General features: G+C 42.9%; 17 protein-coding genes and 1 pseudogene. 1 reads left to right on the forward strand and 17 read right to left on the reverse strand.

Going from position 1 to position 15,968, the window contains the following annotated elements:
- Positions 1-23 precede the first annotated feature (23 nt).
- The 16 genes from AC3EBE_RS10260 to AC3EBE_RS10335 all read right to left on the reverse strand — a co-directional run bounded on the left by AC3EBE_RS10260 (position 24) and on the right by AC3EBE_RS10335 (position 14,935).
- Positions 24-761, reverse strand: a complete 738-nt coding sequence (locus AC3EBE_RS10260; protein WP_488594934.1) for a pilus assembly protein TadG-related protein — start codon at positions 759-761, stop codon at positions 24-26.
- On the reverse strand, positions 751-1,137 hold the full coding sequence (locus AC3EBE_RS10265; RefSeq protein ID WP_488594935.1) for a TadE/TadG family type IV pilus assembly protein: 387 nt from the start codon (positions 1,135-1,137) through the stop codon (positions 751-753). Before AC3EBE_RS10265 ends, AC3EBE_RS10260 begins: the two co-directional genes overlap by 11 nt.
- A 23-nt stretch (positions 1,138-1,160) precedes the next feature.
- On the reverse strand, positions 1,161-1,376 hold the full coding sequence (locus AC3EBE_RS10270; protein WP_488594936.1) for a hypothetical protein: 216 nt from the start codon (positions 1,374-1,376) through the stop codon (positions 1,161-1,163).
- Between the two features lie 42 nt (positions 1,377-1,418).
- Complete coding sequence (locus AC3EBE_RS10275; protein ID WP_488594937.1) at positions 1,419-2,357, reverse strand: type II secretion system F family protein; 939 nt, start codon at positions 2,355-2,357, stop codon at positions 1,419-1,421.
- A gap of 5 nt (positions 2,358-2,362) precedes the next feature.
- Entirely contained in the window at positions 2,363-3,295 is a 933-nt protein-coding gene (locus AC3EBE_RS10280) for a type II secretion system F family protein (protein WP_488594938.1), read from the reverse strand.
- Positions 3,292-4,632: a TadA family conjugal transfer-associated ATPase gene (locus AC3EBE_RS10285; RefSeq protein ID WP_488594939.1), complete on the reverse strand. Its 1,341-nt coding sequence runs from the start codon at positions 4,630-4,632 to the stop codon at positions 3,292-3,294. Before AC3EBE_RS10285 ends, AC3EBE_RS10280 begins: the two co-directional genes overlap by 4 nt.
- A 5-nt stretch (positions 4,633-4,637) precedes the next feature.
- Positions 4,638-5,765: a CpaE/TadZ family protein gene (locus AC3EBE_RS10290; RefSeq protein ID WP_488594940.1), complete on the reverse strand. Its 1,128-nt coding sequence runs from the start codon at positions 5,763-5,765 to the stop codon at positions 4,638-4,640.
- A gap of 105 nt (positions 5,766-5,870) precedes the next feature.
- A complete protein-coding gene (cpaB, locus tag AC3EBE_RS10295) occupies positions 5,871-6,683 on the reverse strand; it encodes a Flp pilus assembly protein CpaB (RefSeq protein ID WP_488594941.1) in 813 nt (270 codons plus the stop codon).
- Entirely contained in the window at positions 6,680-7,423 is a 744-nt protein-coding gene (locus tag AC3EBE_RS10300) for a hypothetical protein (RefSeq protein WP_488594942.1), read from the reverse strand. Before AC3EBE_RS10300 ends, cpaB begins: the two co-directional genes overlap by 4 nt.
- 21 nt (positions 7,424-7,444) lie before the next feature.
- Positions 7,445-8,782 (reverse strand): vWA domain-containing protein, encoded by a 1,338-nt coding sequence (locus tag AC3EBE_RS10305; protein WP_488594943.1) that lies wholly within the window; start codon positions 8,780-8,782, stop codon positions 7,445-7,447.
- 543 nt (positions 8,783-9,325) lie between these two features.
- The gene (locus AC3EBE_RS10310; protein ID WP_488594944.1) at positions 9,326-9,664 is read right to left on the reverse strand and encodes a hypothetical protein; all 339 of its coding nucleotides are present in this window, start codon (positions 9,662-9,664) and stop codon (positions 9,326-9,328) included.
- Positions 9,665-9,771: 107 nt separating this feature from the next.
- Positions 9,772-10,563, reverse strand: a complete 792-nt coding sequence (locus AC3EBE_RS10315) for a hypothetical protein (RefSeq protein ID WP_488594945.1) — start codon at positions 10,561-10,563, stop codon at positions 9,772-9,774.
- Positions 10,564-10,689: 126 nt separating this feature from the next.
- Positions 10,690-11,493: a hypothetical protein gene (locus tag AC3EBE_RS10320; protein ID WP_488594946.1), complete on the reverse strand. Its 804-nt coding sequence runs from the start codon at positions 11,491-11,493 to the stop codon at positions 10,690-10,692.
- Between the two features lie 279 nt (positions 11,494-11,772).
- On the reverse strand, positions 11,773-14,229 hold the full coding sequence (locus tag AC3EBE_RS10325) for a heavy metal translocating P-type ATPase (protein WP_488594947.1): 2,457 nt from the start codon (positions 14,227-14,229) through the stop codon (positions 11,773-11,775).
- Positions 14,230-14,460 carry a copper ion binding protein gene (locus AC3EBE_RS10330; protein ID WP_488594948.1) on the reverse strand — a complete coding sequence of 77 codons (231 nt, stop codon included), beginning with the start codon at positions 14,458-14,460 and terminating at the stop codon, positions 14,230-14,232.
- A 16-nt stretch (positions 14,461-14,476) separates the two neighbouring features.
- A complete protein-coding gene (locus tag AC3EBE_RS10335) occupies positions 14,477-14,935 on the reverse strand; it encodes a CopY/TcrY family copper transport repressor (RefSeq protein ID WP_488594949.1) in 459 nt (152 codons plus the stop codon).
- 295 nt (positions 14,936-15,230) lie between these two features.
- On the opposite strand from AC3EBE_RS10335, the gene AC3EBE_RS10340 reads away from it, so the two are divergent.
- Positions 15,231-15,761 (forward strand): ECF transporter S component, encoded by a 531-nt coding sequence (locus AC3EBE_RS10340; protein ID WP_488594950.1) that lies wholly within the window; start codon positions 15,231-15,233, stop codon positions 15,759-15,761.
- Between the two features lie 26 nt (positions 15,762-15,787).
- Here AC3EBE_RS10340 and AC3EBE_RS10345 read toward each other — a convergent pair.
- A pseudogene (locus AC3EBE_RS10345) lies at positions 15,788-15,968 on the reverse strand (hypothetical protein); the annotation flags it as partial.

Consider the following 15,968-nt stretch of genomic DNA (forward strand, 5'->3'; position numbering starts at 1 on the left):
AGGTTAATGGACCATTGTTCAGACTAGTCACAGGAGATGTCAAAGCCCTCCGGCTCCCCAATTCTGGCAGACGACTCTGCCGTGATGGCCGGGACCCCCTCATCCGGGACTGTCGTATATTGACCCTTCCGTTCTGTCACGACATAGATGCGAAAATCATCTGGAATAAAGGTCATTTTTTTTATTTTGTCATTTTGGTTTTCCTTCGCGAATTTTTCCGCTTCCTCACGAGCATCTGTCAAATTATCCCTGACCGCCTTGCAGGCAATGTCCCTGACCCCGTCGTCATCAAAGAAGAATTTCATGGCGGTCTTTGCCTTAACCTCGACGGAATGATCCAGAATCCAGCTCACCATATCGCCAGGCATATTCCGGCCATCGTACTGGTCTTCCATCATTTCTACAAATTCAGCTAATAGTTCACTTTCTGAAGGGGGCGGGGGCGGATCTTCCCCTTCCGCAGGGGGCTCTACTCCTGCAGCATCCTCCAGGAACTGTTCCCAGGCTTCTCCTAATGCATCCAGCTCTTCCTGGGTTTTCTCCTGAAGCGTGTCCTTCATCGTATCCTTTGAAGACTTCGCCGCTGCAAGGGCCGCTGAATCCGCCCCTGTCTGGGTTACCCGTTTATTGATGAATACATTTGAGAAATCAAAGAACATCATAGCTATGAAAATAGCAGCTATAAGCATGCCGACCATGATGATCAGCATGCCGCTGCCTTTCTCGTTGTTGATATAGTTTTTCAGATTCTTAATCGTCATCTGGGTCTTCCTCCATTGGCATCACTGCATCCATCGCAAAGGAGAATTTCATTTCGGAAATTAGCGGAAGGGCCACTATTGGAGCCTGGACTTTCACTTCAACCCTGGCTTCATCGGAACCCGGCCCACCTGAAATACCTAGGATTTTTACACCATAGGCTGATTTTCTTGTGACATTTTCCCAATCAGGATCATGTACAGACGCTGCCCTGGCTCCATCACGGGCAGCCGATTCTGCAACGACAACCGAGAAGGCAATCAGCGCAACCTGCCAGATAATCAGGAAAGCCAAAATAACAAGCGGGAACATAGCGACAAATTCTATCGACTGCGATCCCTTTTCATTATTAAGATGCTTATTCAATATTCCTTTCAAATTAAACAACTCCGGAATTCTTATTATGAACCTGAACCGATTTTTCCGACTAGTTCACTTAGCTTGCTCATAATCGTTTTTCCCAGAGATGTATCATCACCGATACCAGAAGCGATTGCGCCCATTACCGCAAGGACAACAAGACCCAACGCTACCCACTCAAGCGCCTGGGCACCTCTTTCATTTTTCACATAACGATTGTAGACACCATTCATCTTCACCATAGTTTTCTTTAACATATCATTCATCTCCCGATTGTTTTTTTTTATCATTCAAACCTTCTATTTAAAGAAGGAGTCCAACCCGAATGCTTGAGGATTGTAGAAAATATTTAATGCCAGCAGGCCGATGATCAGGCCAAATACTGCTGGTGCCACGAAAAAGGTTGTGACCAATGTAATTTGCGGGCTGGCTTTCGCTGCCTTTTCTTTCGCAATAAAGCCTCTTGTTGCCCTTAAGTCATCTGCCTGGAGCTTGAATGTCCTCGATACCGGGACACCAAGCGAAGATCCCTGGATCAATCCGTTCACCAGTGAATGGAGCTCCTTTGAGGAATTCCTTTCTATTAAGCTCTGATAAGCAGTCAATCTGGGAACGCCAAGCTCAACTTCCTTGTTGAAGCGGTCAATTTCCTCGCTTAATGGCCCTTCGAACTGCTTTGTAACTTGCTTAAGGGCTGAGTCAAGACTGACCCCGGCCTGCAGGGTAACACTTACGGTATCAAGAAAATCAGGCATCATGATGCTGATTGTTTCCTGTCTGTATTTCGCTTTAAAATAAAGCCATAAGCTGGGCCCTAAAAATCCGCCTAAAATGGAGATTAATAGAATCTGCAGGCCAGATGGCATTCCAAGAATAGAATAAAAGCTGCCAAACCCGAGCCCAATCAATCCAAGGACAAACCTGAATCCATAGAAATCCTGAATTTGCATCCCTAAAGGGTTTCCTGCTTCCTTTAGCATGCGATCATGTTTATCTATATCAGCAAAGAATGGATATTTGATCCCGACCGGCCCGGCTTTTATCCCCCATTGGATGATCGGGGCAAGCAGCCTTTCCCTTAACGGCTGCTTTTTCTTCCGGTTTTTCGGATTATATCCCTGGGATACCAGGAGGTTCTGTTTTTTCGCGATGAACAAATACACGTAAACGAACCCAATAAAGAGCGTCAGCAATATGAAAGCAAACATGACCATTGAGAAAAATCCGATTAATTTCATCCTGTCTACACCCTTATATTTGTTATTCTCTTAATTAAAATGAAGGCAAAGAAGACCAGTGCTGAAAAAGCTAAAAATAACAGCAATCCAAACGGTGTAAATAATACATTCAAAAAGCCTTTGATGAATAGGTTCATCATCATTGCCATCAAGAAAGGCATTACGACGAGAATATAGGCGATTGAACGGCTTTCAGCAGTGACAGTCTGGATTTCCTTATGGACACGGCTTCTTTCCTCGAGCGTTTCTGCCATGGACGAAAGGACCTCAGCCAAATTTCCGCCTACACGCTGCTGAATCAAGATCGTGCTTACAAAGATATTGATATCCTTGCTTGGGACCCTCTCCCTGAAATCATTCATGACGGTTTCAAGGCTGTCACCCAGCTTGAACTGATAATCCATCTTCTGGAACTCGAGTCCGCTCGGCTCCTTCATGTCTCGCCCAACCATCTCGATTGCCTGCGGTATGGTTTGACCTGCTTTAATACCGTTGGACATCATCCGGCATATTTCCGGAAGCTGTTTGTTAAAAACATCTGTCCGTTTATTCTTAGTCGAGTTCAGGTAAAACTTTGAACCGAGCGAGACGATTAAATAGGCAAACAAGATGGCCATTATGATATAAAGTCCCAAAACAAAGTGATTGATAAAAGTCAAAAGCGCAAGCAGCAGGATATAGATTCCCATATATTCAGAGGGCTTCAGCGGGATATTCCCCTGGTAAAGCTTTCTTTTCAGTTCCTCTGACAGCTCGGAGCGGTCAAAGCGGTCACCAATTAACAGGACGAAGCTCTTTCTTTCCTGGTTATCATCTTTGTCGAACCATTTATCAACCCGTTTGACCGTCCCTCTTGTATTTCGGCCCTGCACAATATAAAACATGCCAATGATGAAAAAGAAAATACATAGAGTCAATAACAGCAATGCGGCGGTCATGTTACGGCACCCGCCTGAAAATGCTCTTTCGGGAATTCCACACCATGAGATACAAAGCGCTGATACAGCTTTGGTACATAGCCTGTCGCAGCGAAGCTTCCGACAATCGTTCCATCAGGAAGGGTTGCTTCGCGATTAAAACGGAAAATATCCCGTGCAACAATCTCTCCATCTTCCTCAACCAGTTCTGAGATGTTGACGATTCTTCTCTTCCCATCAGAGAAGCGGGATGTCTGGACAATTAAATCAAGCGCTCCAACGAAATAGCCTCTGATGACCTCAACCGTCAACGGCAGGCCTGACATGATGACCATTGCCTCAAGACGACCAAGCGCATCCTTTGGGCTGTTGGCGTGGACAGTCGTCAATGATCCTTCATGGCCTGTATTCATTGCCTGAAGCATATCGATCGCTTCCGAGCCGCGGACCTCACCGACGATGATTCTGTCTGGTCGCATCCTCAGCGCATTTTTTACCAGATGGTTAATCGTGACTTCCCCTTTTCCTTCCATGTTCGGCGGCCTGGCTTCAAGCCTGACCAGGTTGTCATAATTGAAGCGAAGCTCTGCCATATCCTCGATCGTGACAATCCTTTCACCTCTTGGAATTGACGCTGAAAGGACATTCAAAAGGGTTGTTTTTCCGCTTCCTGTACCGCCGGATACGAGGATATTCGCTTTTGCTTCGACCGCAGCTTGCAGGAAGATGGCCATTTCATTTGAAAAACTGCCAAATCCCATCAAATCCTCAAGTGTAAAAGGATCCTTCTTGAATTTCCTGATCGAAACCGACGGACCGTCGATACTGATTGGGGGAATAACGGCGTTTACACGGCTTCCGTCGAGCAAACGGGCATCAACCATCGGCGAACTTTCATCGATACGCCTGCCAAGCGGGGCAATGATCCGGTCAATGATATGGCGGACATGCTCATCATCCTTAAACCGGACATTTGTTTTTTCCAGCTTCCCTTTTCTTTCAATGAACACCTCGTATGCGCCATTAACCATGATCTCTGTAATCGAGTCATCTCTTAACAGGGCTTCGAGCGGTCCATATCCAACAGATTCATTGATGATCTGCTGGATAATCTGTTCAATCTGGTCATTGGGAATGATGACCTTTTCTTCATCGATCATCTGCATGACCAGACGTTCGATCGTCTTCTTTCGTTCGACAGGTGATAAGGTGGTGATGTTTTCAAGATTGGCTTCCTTGATGAGGCGGGATTTATAATGCCGTACCCATCTGTCGACCTGGGATTGTTCAACGTTCCACTCACGTTGCGGCGTGATTTTTTGTGTGCTTATTATTGACGCTTTTTCTACCCACGACATTCAAATCACCCCTTTGTTCGCTTCTGCAGTTCATCCACATATTTTTTCATGGATTTTGAGACTTTATTGCTGCCCTTATCCTTCTTCTTTTTATAAAAGCCTTCGCCCATATTGATGAATGGCTGGATTGAGAAGAAATCAGCTTCAATGCTGCCATTTACTTCGCGGCCGATGATTTTTTCCATATCCTTCAGGGTTAACTCAAGCTTAGGATGATATCGGTTGATCAGGACAGATACTTCTCCACCCCTGCCGATCTGGAATCGCTCAAATAAATCCTCTGAATACTTGAAGGCCCTGAGACCAAGGCTGTCAGCCGTCAAAATGTAATGGATATGATTGGATTCATTCAATCCGGTAAAAGTTGAATTATTAATATGAGGCGGCAAATCAAGAATGATGTAGTCATAATGGCTTTTCGCCACGCGGATCAGCCTTCCAATCAGCTCATCCGGAATGGACTCTGCCTTGGCAGGATTTGCAGGACCAGTCAAAAGCGTTACCTTTGTTTCCTCATGATAATTTGAAACGTTTTGTAAATGACGGATATCCATTTCATCCATTACCGGAATCAAGTCAAAATAGGAACGGACGGGCTGAATTCCAAATAGTACGTCAGCGTTGCCGAATTGGGCATTCAGGTCAATCAGCAAAACCTTGAAACCATGATGAATACTTAATGATTGTGCCATCATGCTGGCAAGCAAAGTTTTGCCGCTCCCGCCCTTCGCACTATAAAAAGCATGAACCTGGCCATTGCCATAGCCCGCTTCTGTTTCTTTCTGGAACTTAAATTGCTCTTTCGAGGCTTTCAGCGCTTCCTGAAGCCTGTTTTTCTCATCAGGCAGCACGATGATATCCTTTGCCCCTGCTACCAGCCAGGTCCTCGCCTGCTCAAACTCATAAATGCGGGTAAGGCCGAGGACGATACTTGCAGATGACATCTGGATTTGCTGCGGATTCTCGATTGTATCGATATCGACAAAAATATAATGATAGGACTGCTGTTCACGGAACGTCCGTTTCCATTCAGAGACAACGGAAACTTCAATATTTTCCTCGCTGATCATCTGCAGCAGTTCCTCGCTCCAGCTCCTATCCTTGCTAATCAGCAACCCTTTATATATGCTCACACTTTCGCATCCTTCCAAAGCATCAAAATATTTTAAGTAAAAGATGTATCCAACTATCGGGGTAACGCCCCGATTACTTCTTCTAGATTAGAAGCTTGCTATTCTTTAAGGTTTTGATTGTTCAGTTGATGCAGGCTTGTCGGCAGGCTTTGCGGCCGGTTTTTGCTGAGCTGGTGTTTTCTGCTGGCCAGTATTTGTTGTTGCTCCAGCCTTTCCAGCTCCTTCCGCTGGTTTCTGATCCTGCGGCTTTTGTTCAGGCACTGCAGTGGATTGTGATTCCGCTGATTCTTTAAGCTCCTGCTTGCCTGAGGCAGCCTGGTTAACCCTCAGCACCCTGATTTGCTTTGCTGAGTTTTGGTAATGGATCAGGCTTTCGGCATCTTCAATTGGTACGGAAATCCGCACACGCGGAGGTTCTTCATCCACTTCTTCAACCTCGACAACGTAAACATTTTGGAAGATGCGCTTTGTTTGCATTTTGTCTTCCTTGCCGGTAGTAACTATGATATCTACAAGATCCCCTGGAGCAATGTTCTTCTGGTCGACCAGAACGATCTCAGTTGCATTCAGCCAGACAACACGCTCATTTTCAGGTATATCAAGCTTTTTTCTGACAAGATTCCTTGTTAAAAGGTCACCCTTTTCTAAATTAACGACTGTAATGACATCATCCAAATCCTTCTCGTCCGTAATAAAGCCTTTTTGGGCACTTTCACTTGGAAGCTGGATCCATTCAATATCTTTCTTTGTCAGCTCATAATAGGATTTCATATCTTTTTTCACAGCCGCAACAGCTACAGTCTTACCCAGCTTTTCCTGTGCCTGGTTGATTTGGACGAGGATGACCCCCGCTGCCACTAAAGCAAGTAAAAAAGATATGGTTAAGAATATGATTGCTTTTCTTTTAGAGTCTATCATTCACTTGTCACTCCATTAGTTTTCTTCACATAAAGCGGTACATCTTGATCAGCAATCAGGATATCCACCACATCTGATTGGATCGGCAAGCCTGTGCCTTCGAGCTGGTAAAAGCTTGCTCCCTTATAATCGGCATCCAGCACTGTTCTGGATGCCATCACCATCATATTGGATGGATTATGTTTTGCGATTTCATCCAGCAGACCTTGTTTTGTTCCGGAAACAATCGGCTTCTCGCTATTATGCTCGAATAAAAAATACTGTTTAAACTTTCTTTCCTTCAAGGTTAGATAGTTTGAGGCTTTGCGGTATTTTTGATTATTAGCTATGGTCAGTCTTTTGTAATTACCTGTGAAAACAATATCCTCGGCATCGGCAAGATTATCTTGTTCACTAACCAGGTATACGGCTAATGCCTTATTTTCCGAACCATCGAGAATATAAAGCTTTTCATTAGGAAAATACCAGTTCTTCAGCCTTTTGATAATCCCGCTGTCTGTTGTAAAAGAATCATAGATATAAAGCACTGAATGGTATTTTTCTAATAGCGCCCCGATATCTTCGAGCTCTTCCTGCAGGGATCTCTTCATCAGCGGCAGGCTCCGTTGGAACACGCCGCCCTTTCCAGAGGTTATATAATCATATATGGAGTCTGCTTTTTTCAATTTAGGATTTCGGATTGTTGCAGAGCCCACAAGGTTCATCGGGATCCCCAATGATTCATCCACCACAATATGCATCTCGGACCCTCTCTTCTTTTATCAGCTGGCATTAATCTGGTCGATTAATTCCTGGCGTTTTTGATCAACTTTTTCCTTTGCCTGCTCCAGTAAGGATTCGCTGAATTCATCCAGCACTTCATAACGGCCAATAATTAACTCTTGAATTGCATCTCTGTCTTCCGGCTTGACTTTTCCCTGCTTCCCAAGCTCTGACAGGGCATCGCTTAAAAGCGTTCTTTCAGTATCTGCAACCTCCATGAAATCATCCTTGATCCCACGCACTTGCTGCTTTAAATCTGAAGTCCGGAAATTGATTTCTGTTTTGCTTGAGGCTTTGTTCATATTTTTCTGGATGGAAGCTGTTGCTTTGCCCATCAGTTCCTGCAGAGTATTTTCAAGTTCAACCTTGGAGTTGACAGTGTAATACACACCATTCCCTGCGTCGGCAGCTTCTTTTAATTGCTTCTGGCCTTCGTCATCTACGTTAAAGCCGATGATATTAACCTGCACCTTTAAATCGGAGCTTGCCAGCTTTCTAGCTTCCTCCACTGGGTCTCCATCGCATGTCTCAATACCGTCACTCACGACATAAAGGATGTTTTCTGTATCTTCAGTGGCCTTTGTTTTAAGGTCGTCGTACCCTGCTTTTATGGAGGCTGCAATTGGTGTCCAGCCGCTCGGCTTGAACTTATTTAGCGCAGCGGTGAAATTTTGTTCGTTATAAGTATTTGTCTCATACATGACCTCGGTACTTGAGCAGGAAAGCTGTTTATCCTTGTCATCTCCTGTGCCTTTATGCCCGTAGGTACGTAATGTAATTGGCGTATCATCTGGAAACCCTGCTGCAAATTTCTTGACGGCATTCTTGGCCAAATCCATTTTCACACCGCCTGAAACCTGCCCGTTCATGCTTCCGCTCGAATCTATATGTATAGCAATATTCTTTATTTTTGGTTTTTCACCGGAGATATCGTATTCACCAAAATCAGGTTCATAGTTTATTAGGTTTTGATGTACTTCTGTATAATCCAGTCCAAACCAGTGAACAAGTCCATTGAAGATTTCATGACCAGTTTTATCCTTTGTCTGGAAGTCAGCCATTAAAGTGTCAAGATTACTGATGGAGCCCTCTTCACCCGTTCCTGCCTTTGCAGAAGCCTCAGCCATTTTCTCTCCTACTGGCTGCTTGACGATTTCTTCCCCGGTCATCCCTGCTTCCGGATACTCAATGTTTTCTAGAGCAGTCTTATCTTTATCGTCCTTCTCCTCCTGCTTTGCTGGCGGGTTCTTTTCTTTTTCCGCTGCTCCCTGATCGGAACAGGCAGCGGTTATAGTCGCTAATGCCATGCAGAAAATCAGGATCGCTATCTTCTTCATCTCATTCTCCCTTTCTCTTCCCAATCCAAAACCAATATTGTTTAATTTAAACATGAAATTTATGGAAATACCTTTTCCTCTTTTGCCTTTTTTATGATTCATTAAACCTAGATATTTGAAATTTTTTCTTTTCATTTACTATATATTTACTATCACTTGTTCACATTTACGTCAAATTCACCTCTTGACACCTTTAATCTGGCCAGTGATTTTGTTCCCAGCAACATCTCAAAGTCGAGATTTTTTCATAGGTACTAAGTCACAAGTTTGGCAATTAAGTTTAAATTTTCATCTTGATCATTTTGTAGAATTTTGTCGCATCGGTTACAAATATTAATATTTCAGGGTATAAGGAACTATTTTTACAGGACCTTGCTAAAGATTACCCTTGTGACGTCCTTAAACACCCCCTTTCCTATTCATACCAGTAATACGAATTCAATCACTATGAGTTTTCAGACTATTTACTTATTTTTAGTAGTAACATTCGGCTATTTTGTTATGAAATAAAAAAAAGGATTTGCCTGCAATGAGGCAAATCCGTTAACATACTTTATTCCTCTTACGCCTGGTGACAAAATGAATAATCAGCAGGAGGAGGGCTTTTAGCGGAACAACTACAAACTGAAGCATGAAATACATGACATATGCCCACCCGTACCCCTCGCCATTCTGATCAGATACAAGATGGAACTTGATATTAAGAAATATTGACAGGGCCACTACGGCGATCGGTGCTAACATCAATACGAAAAAGTTCCCGACCGATTTCCAGCCTATGTTCTTTGTTGAATATCTGGATATTCTATATTGAAGAACACTGCAGCCAATCCAGATTGCTACAAACAGAATGATTACAAAAAGAAACAATAAAAGTCCCAAATAATTACCTCCTTTGCCCTTCTACTTTCTTAAGATTAAGTGTTTGGTTTATTTAAACCATCTTGGCTGATTGATTCAAGTAATTAAATCAAACTTCTCATTTACAGCTATCTAGGATTTCTAAGTTTTCTTATTACTTCCTTTGCATTACTGTGCTGCTCTAGGGGGAGGTCCTCTTGTGTAACCATGTTAAGATCCTGCATTTGCTGAATGCTCTCTTTTGTATTTTTCATCATATTTTTCTGATAGGAAAACAATTTGGTATAAAAGTTCCAGGCCGACAAGTTTAATGGCCATCTTTTGGAAGAAACAAACTCCCAAACATTATTACGGGCTTGCTCAGTCTGCATTTGAATTTCGTTTTGTTTATATGCCGCCCTGCACATATCCACAATGAATCTTCTCATTCTTTTCTGATCTTCCACTGTTACCAATTCAATCTTGTTCGTATAATCCAATAGTTCACCGGCTCTCTTAACAGAATCCTCAATAATCTCCTGCTGCTGAACAATTGTCTTTGCAGCACTCTTATAGACATCTAATGCTTCTTGGTCACTACTCGATAATGGCCCTAGAGTATTTTTTATATCATCCAATGCTTTCATTAGATTTTGGTAATTTTTCTTTATTCCGGACTTTGCCCACTTTCCACCTATATGTGCCATAGTTTCGATTGAACCGTTATAACTATTAAAAATTAATGCTTCCCTTTTAATTTCCTCAAGCCTCGGAACATTCCCATCATCCATCAAAATCAGCTGTTCTGGGTCTGGGGCAAAGGTGAAATAATAAAAGAGCCGACCATCCACGTTGAATTTTGAGGGGAACACATCCGGCTTTTCTTTTTCACTATAAAAAGGTTTCAATGATTCTTTTATATGTGGCGGAAGATTATGCATTCTGATCAGGGGAATCCACTCCTTTTTTCAGACAAAACAATTAATTTCGTATCTTATTGATCTGCAGTATGGAATCCTCCAAACCAGCTTGTCATTGCCAGGAACAACAGAATTCGCCAGTTTAAATTATCTTGGATTCCGTAATTTACATAAAACTAATTCAGCATTCTTTTGCCTTTCTGCATCTAGGTCAGCGTTCATCACAGAGTGTCTCAGCGTATCCCAGCCTTCAGCATCCTTTGATTGGCTATTGAACATATTTTGTTCATACGGTTTGAGCTTTCTAGCTAAATTGATGACTGAAAAATTCAAGAAACCTTTTTTAGAAGAAACAAAGTCATAGATTATTTTCCTTTCTTTTTCCGTTTGTAGCTGAATATCATTCTGTTGTACTTGAGACCTAACCATGTCACCAAGGTATCGGTGCATCTCCTTTTCCTCATCGTCAGTTACAATCAGGCTCTCCCGTGCTTTTTGCCATAAATAGTCCGCTTTTCTTACGGATTCCTCTATTACTTCCTGATGTTCAATAATGGTATCCGGAACTTCCTGAAATAATTTATATGCCTTTTCGACCTCTTTTGGAAATGGCCCCAATTTATTTTCAACATCCTTCAAAATTTCTTTTAATTTATTATAATTATCTATTCGATTAGCTTTTACCCACTTGGATCCAATGTTAACAAAGGTTTCAATGTATGAATTATAATTGTTCATAATAATGGCTGCTTCTTTGACTTCATCAAACAGGGGGACAGTTCCATCAACCTTTACAATTAACTGTTCCTCGGCAGGAGTACATGTGAAATAATAATACAGTGTTCCTCCAATATTAAATTTGGCTGGAAAAACATCAGGCGTTTCATTTTCCTTAAAAAATGGTTTAATGGATACTTTAATGTTTTCCGGAAGATTATGCATTCTGATCATACTATTCTCCTATTCTTTCTGTATATGTACCAGAAACCCTAAGTTTATTTACGAAACCATTGGAGATAGGTTCCGGAAATTTAAAGATATATTGTCTTTTCTGCTTCAATAATTTATCACTTCCTGAAATACATTTTTTCTGTAGACCTATAATTAGATTTTTCTACAAGCACATATCCACTTTACCATCCGTACATTTCCTTTTAATGTAAAATAAATCCCAGCATACTACAAACAAAAAGGACCCATCCAAAAAGGATAGGTCCAACTTATACACGATTAACCTCTAGATGGCTGAAACCCCTTCAACCTCAAAGCATTCAGCAAGACTGACACAGAACTCAAGCTCATCGCTGCACCTGCAATCATCGGATTCAATAGCGGTCCGCCGAATAGATACAGGACACCCATCGCAATCGGGACACCGATGATGTTATAGGCAAACGCCCAGAACAGGTTCTGTTTTACATTGCGGATCGTTGCTTTGCTAAGCTCAACAGCTGTTGGCACATCCATCAGGTCACTTCTCATCAGGACGATATCTGCTGATTCCATTGCTACGTCAGTGCCAGAGCCAATCGCAATCCCGATATCTGCCTGTGCAAGAGCAGGAGCGTCATTGATGCCATCGCCGACCATAGCAACCTTCTTGCCTTCGTCCTGCAGCTTCTTGACTTCATTCGCCTTATCCTCAGGCAATACCTCGCTCAGAACACGGTCAATGCCGACCTGTTTCGCGATCGCTTCAGCCGTGCGCTTGTTGTCGCCAGTAATCATCGCGACTTCGATACCCATTCGATGAAGCTTTTGGATTGCCTTCAAGCTCGTTTCTTTTACCGTATCCGCTACGGCAATGATACCGGCAATTGCCCCGTCTATAGCGATATACATTGGCGTTTTTCCTTCGTTTGCCAGCTGATCAGAGCTCGCCGCCAAATCAGCCAATGCGATACCGCGGTCATCCATCAGCTTGCGGTTTCCTAACAGGACGTTTTTACCGTCGATTGCAACCTCGATGCCGTGGCCGACAATTGCATTAAAGGCTGCAATTTTCAAAAGGTCCATCTCTTTTTCATCTGCCGCCCTGACGATTGCTTCACCCAGCGGATGCTCTGATCCTTTTTCAGCAGAAGCAGCCAGCACAAGCAGTTCCTTTTCAGATAACGCACCAGCAGTAATAATGTTTGTTACCTTAGGTTTACCTTCTGTAATCGTTCCTGTTTTATCAAAAACAATCGTATCAATTTTATGCGTGGTTTCTAGCGCTCCTCCGCTCTTGATCAGAACGCCATTTTCAGCACCCTTGCCAGTTCCAACCATGATCGCAGTCGGTGTTGCCAATCCAAGTGCACATGGGCAGGCAATGACCAGGATTGAAATCGCAATCTTGAAAGCGAAGATTCCTGAATACCCTGCGAAATACCAGGCAAAGCCTGTTAGGAGTGCCAGCACGATGACGATTGGCACAAAGTAACCAGATATGATGTCCGCCAGTTTTGCGATCGGGGCCTTTGAACCCTGCGCATCCTCAACTAGTTTAATAATTTGCGATAAAGCAGTATCCTTGCCGACCTTGGTAGCTTCATAGCGGATTGAGCCATTTTTATTGATGCTCGCACCGATGATCTTCGAGCCCACCGTTTTTTCAACCGGGATACTTTCTCCTGTCAGCATCGCTTCATCGACTGAAGTGCGGCCCTCTACTACGATGCCATCAACCGGCATCTTTTCCCCTGGCTTCACAATAATGATGTCGCCGACCTGTACTTCATCGATAGATACTTCAACTTCTTTTCCTGCTTTTAAAATTGTTGCCGTCTTAGGCGCAAGCCCCATCAGCTTCTTGATCGCTTCAGATGTTTTGCCTTTTGATAGGGCTTCAAAATACTTACCCAATGTGATTAATGTTAAAATAACCGCCGCAGATTCATAGTACAGAATTCCCGTATAGCTGTGATCGCCTAAAACGATCATCACGGTCGCAAAAACACTGTACACAAAGGCTGCACTTGTACCCAGCGCGACTAGTGAATCCATATTCGGGTGCCGCTTAATCAGCGTTTTGAAGCCAACTGTGAAGAATGGCTTTCCCATCACCATAACCGGTATCGTCAGGATTAGCTGGACAATCGCAAATGTCGATGGGTTGTGCATAGGGTCAATGATTTCCGGAAGCGGCAATCCGAGCATATGCCCCATCGCGATCAATAGCAGTGGTACAGTGAAAACTGCTGAAACCCAGAAGCGCCTCCACATTTCCTTGATATGCTGTTCCTTTTTAGCGCGATCCGCATCGGCAGAGCTGCCTGCCTCCACGTCTTCAACTGCCTCATAGCCCGCATCCTCAACTGCCTTTTTAATATCCGCCACTGTAACGATAGCCGGATCATATTGAATCACCATCTTTTCTGTTGCCATGTTTACATTTGACTCAATGACTCCAGGCAACTTCCTTGTTGCCTTTTCAACTGATTGAACACAGGATGAACATGTCATTCCATTAATAACAAATGTTTTCGTAATTGCCTCTGTCACTGCCTTATATCCTGCATCAGCGACTGCATCCTGAATATCCTTTACGGATAAAACTTCTTCATTATAGCTAACCTTTAATTTCTCGGTTGCCAGGTTCACACTAGCTTCCACTATGCCGTCCAATTTCCTGACGGCTTTTTCAACGGACTGTACGCAAGATGCACATGTCATTCCCTCTATCGTAAGAGTTTTCTCGACCATTTAGATCAGCCACCTTTTTAATGTAGATTCTGATTCATAACCAGCTTCACGAACCGCTTCATTCAAATCATCAATCGTCACTTTCGATTCATCATATTTTACTTTCGCTATTGCCTTTTTCAAATCTACCTTTGCTATTTCAACGCCTGGCAGCTCCTTCAACGCTTTTTCAACTTTTCCCACACAATGCCCGCAGCTCATACCGTTTATCTTCAAAATGATTTTTTCCATTTCTCAACACTCCTTTTTAATGACAATCCATATTATGATTTTCTTTGCAGTGGCACTGGCCCGGAACACAGTCACAGACAATCACATCCACAGCGTCCTTTTTCTTTGCCTTTAAAACTTCCTCAATCATAGCGATATCACTATGACTCAGGATCGCTTCCTCAATTAGGTCGGCAATTGTCTTTCCCACCGCTGTATTACATATGTGATTGAACAATCCTTCCTTCAATGACTTCAGGCTAGCTTCCTCACTTATCGCCGCAGTGTAAATGAATTTGTTTCCAACTGTTTCTGTCTCAAGCGCGCCCTTTTTCACCAGGCGGCCGATAAAAGTTTTTGTAGTCGCCGGCTTCCAATCTTTTTTCTCTTGAAGAATACTGATGATTTCCTTGCTCGTCGCCTTCTTGCGCGTCCATACCACCCGCATGACTTCCCACTCAGAATCGGTAATTTCCAATCTTTCTTCACTTTTCATTTTGCAGCACCTCTATTTATTTATTGTTTACATTTGTAATCGATTTATGTTTTTAGTTTACAACCGTAAACGATTTTTGTCAACAAACAAAATCGTATTTTTTTCCAAAACAGAAAAATAGGCACTCCCTTAATAGCATCTCCAATAAAAAAAGCTCCGCCCATGATGAAGTCGGAACCAATACTTTAAACCAATTTATTTTTTCCTTTAATTTCACAGGCTTTCAAATCAAAAATTCCTCAAAACAGTTAAGAAATATGATAATATTTAAAAAAAGATAAAAGAGGGTTAGCACATGAATAATACTTACTCAATGTCTGAATCGACTAAGACAAAAACCTTAGTCATTAATGCGCTTTTAATCGCATTGACTCTTGTAGCCACAATGTTCATCAACATCAGGCTTCCGCTAATGGGTAACGGCGGACTCATCCATCTTGGGAATGTTCCTCTATTTATTGCAGCATTTTTGTTCGGGAGAAAATCAGGAGCTATAGCAGGTGCTTTTGGAATGGCACTGTTTGATGTAATCTCAGGCTGGACTTTATGGGCACCGTTCACATTTGTCATTGTTGGGGCAATGGGCTACTTAGCTGGACTTATTGCTGAAAAAACACCTGGACACAAAGCGGTTGTTTATTCACTTGCGGTGGCAGTCGCACTTATTGTTAAAGTAGTTGGCTACTATTTTACCGAAGTAATTCTTTACGGCAACTGGATCCAGCCATTTGGTTCAGTTCCAGGCAATATCATGCAGGTTGCAATTGCCGGTTTAATCGTTATCCCATTGGCAAGCCGACTTAAGAACAGAGCTTTCCAAAAATAATCTTGTCTCAAATAAAATAAGCCCCTTTAAAGCCGGTCACTTTGAAAAGATGCTTTGGAGGGGCTTTTTATATTTAATTTTGGCTCTGTTAAACGAGGCTGTTGATTTTCGTTCCAGGCGCTTCGCTTTCCTCGGGGCGTGCGGTGAGCCTCCTCGTCGCTTTGCTCCTGCGGGGTCTCACCTGCCCGCTTCATCCCGAAGGAGTCT

This window comes from Mesobacillus sp. (assembly GCF_057785455.1).

Bases quoted from the DNA above. Each gene is read 5' to 3' on its own strand.
- AC3EBE_RS10260 (WP_488594934.1), bottom strand. From the start codon at position 761: ATGACGATTAAGAATCTGAAAAACTATATCAACAACGAGAAAGGCAGC.
- AC3EBE_RS10270 (WP_488594936.1), bottom strand. From the start codon at position 1,376: ATGTTAAAGAAAACTATGGTGAAGATGAATGGTGTCTACAATCGTTAT.
- AC3EBE_RS10275 (WP_488594937.1), bottom strand. From the start codon at position 2,357: ATGAAATTAATCGGATTTTTCTCAATGGTCATGTTTGCTTTCATATTG.
- AC3EBE_RS10280 (WP_488594938.1), bottom strand. From the start codon at position 3,295: ATGACCGCCGCATTGCTGTTATTGACTCTATGTATTTTCTTTTTCATC.
- AC3EBE_RS10285 (WP_488594939.1), bottom strand. From the start codon at position 4,632: ATGTCGTGGGTAGAAAAAGCGTCAATAATAAGCACACAAAAAATCACG.
- cpaB (WP_488594941.1), bottom strand. From the start codon at position 6,683: ATGATAGACTCTAAAAGAAAAGCAATCATATTCTTAACCATATCTTTT.
- AC3EBE_RS10300 (WP_488594942.1), bottom strand. From the start codon at position 7,423: ATGCATATTGTGGTGGATGAATCATTGGGGATCCCGATGAACCTTGTG.
- AC3EBE_RS10305 (WP_488594943.1), bottom strand. From the start codon at position 8,782: ATGAAGAAGATAGCGATCCTGATTTTCTGCATGGCATTAGCGACTATA.
- AC3EBE_RS10315 (WP_488594945.1), bottom strand. From the start codon at position 10,563: ATGCATAATCTTCCGCCACATATAAAAGAATCATTGAAACCTTTTTAT.
- AC3EBE_RS10320 (WP_488594946.1), bottom strand. From the start codon at position 11,493: ATGATCAGAATGCATAATCTTCCGGAAAACATTAAAGTATCCATTAAA.
- AC3EBE_RS10325 (WP_488594947.1), bottom strand. From the start codon at position 14,229: ATGGTCGAGAAAACTCTTACGATAGAGGGAATGACATGTGCATCTTGC.
- AC3EBE_RS10330 (WP_488594948.1), bottom strand. From the start codon at position 14,460: ATGGAAAAAATCATTTTGAAGATAAACGGTATGAGCTGCGGGCATTGT.
- AC3EBE_RS10335 (WP_488594949.1), bottom strand. From the start codon at position 14,935: ATGAAAAGTGAAGAAAGATTGGAAATTACCGATTCTGAGTGGGAAGTC.
- AC3EBE_RS10340 (WP_488594950.1), top strand. From the start codon at position 15,231: ATGAATAATACTTACTCAATGTCTGAATCGACTAAGACAAAAACCTTA.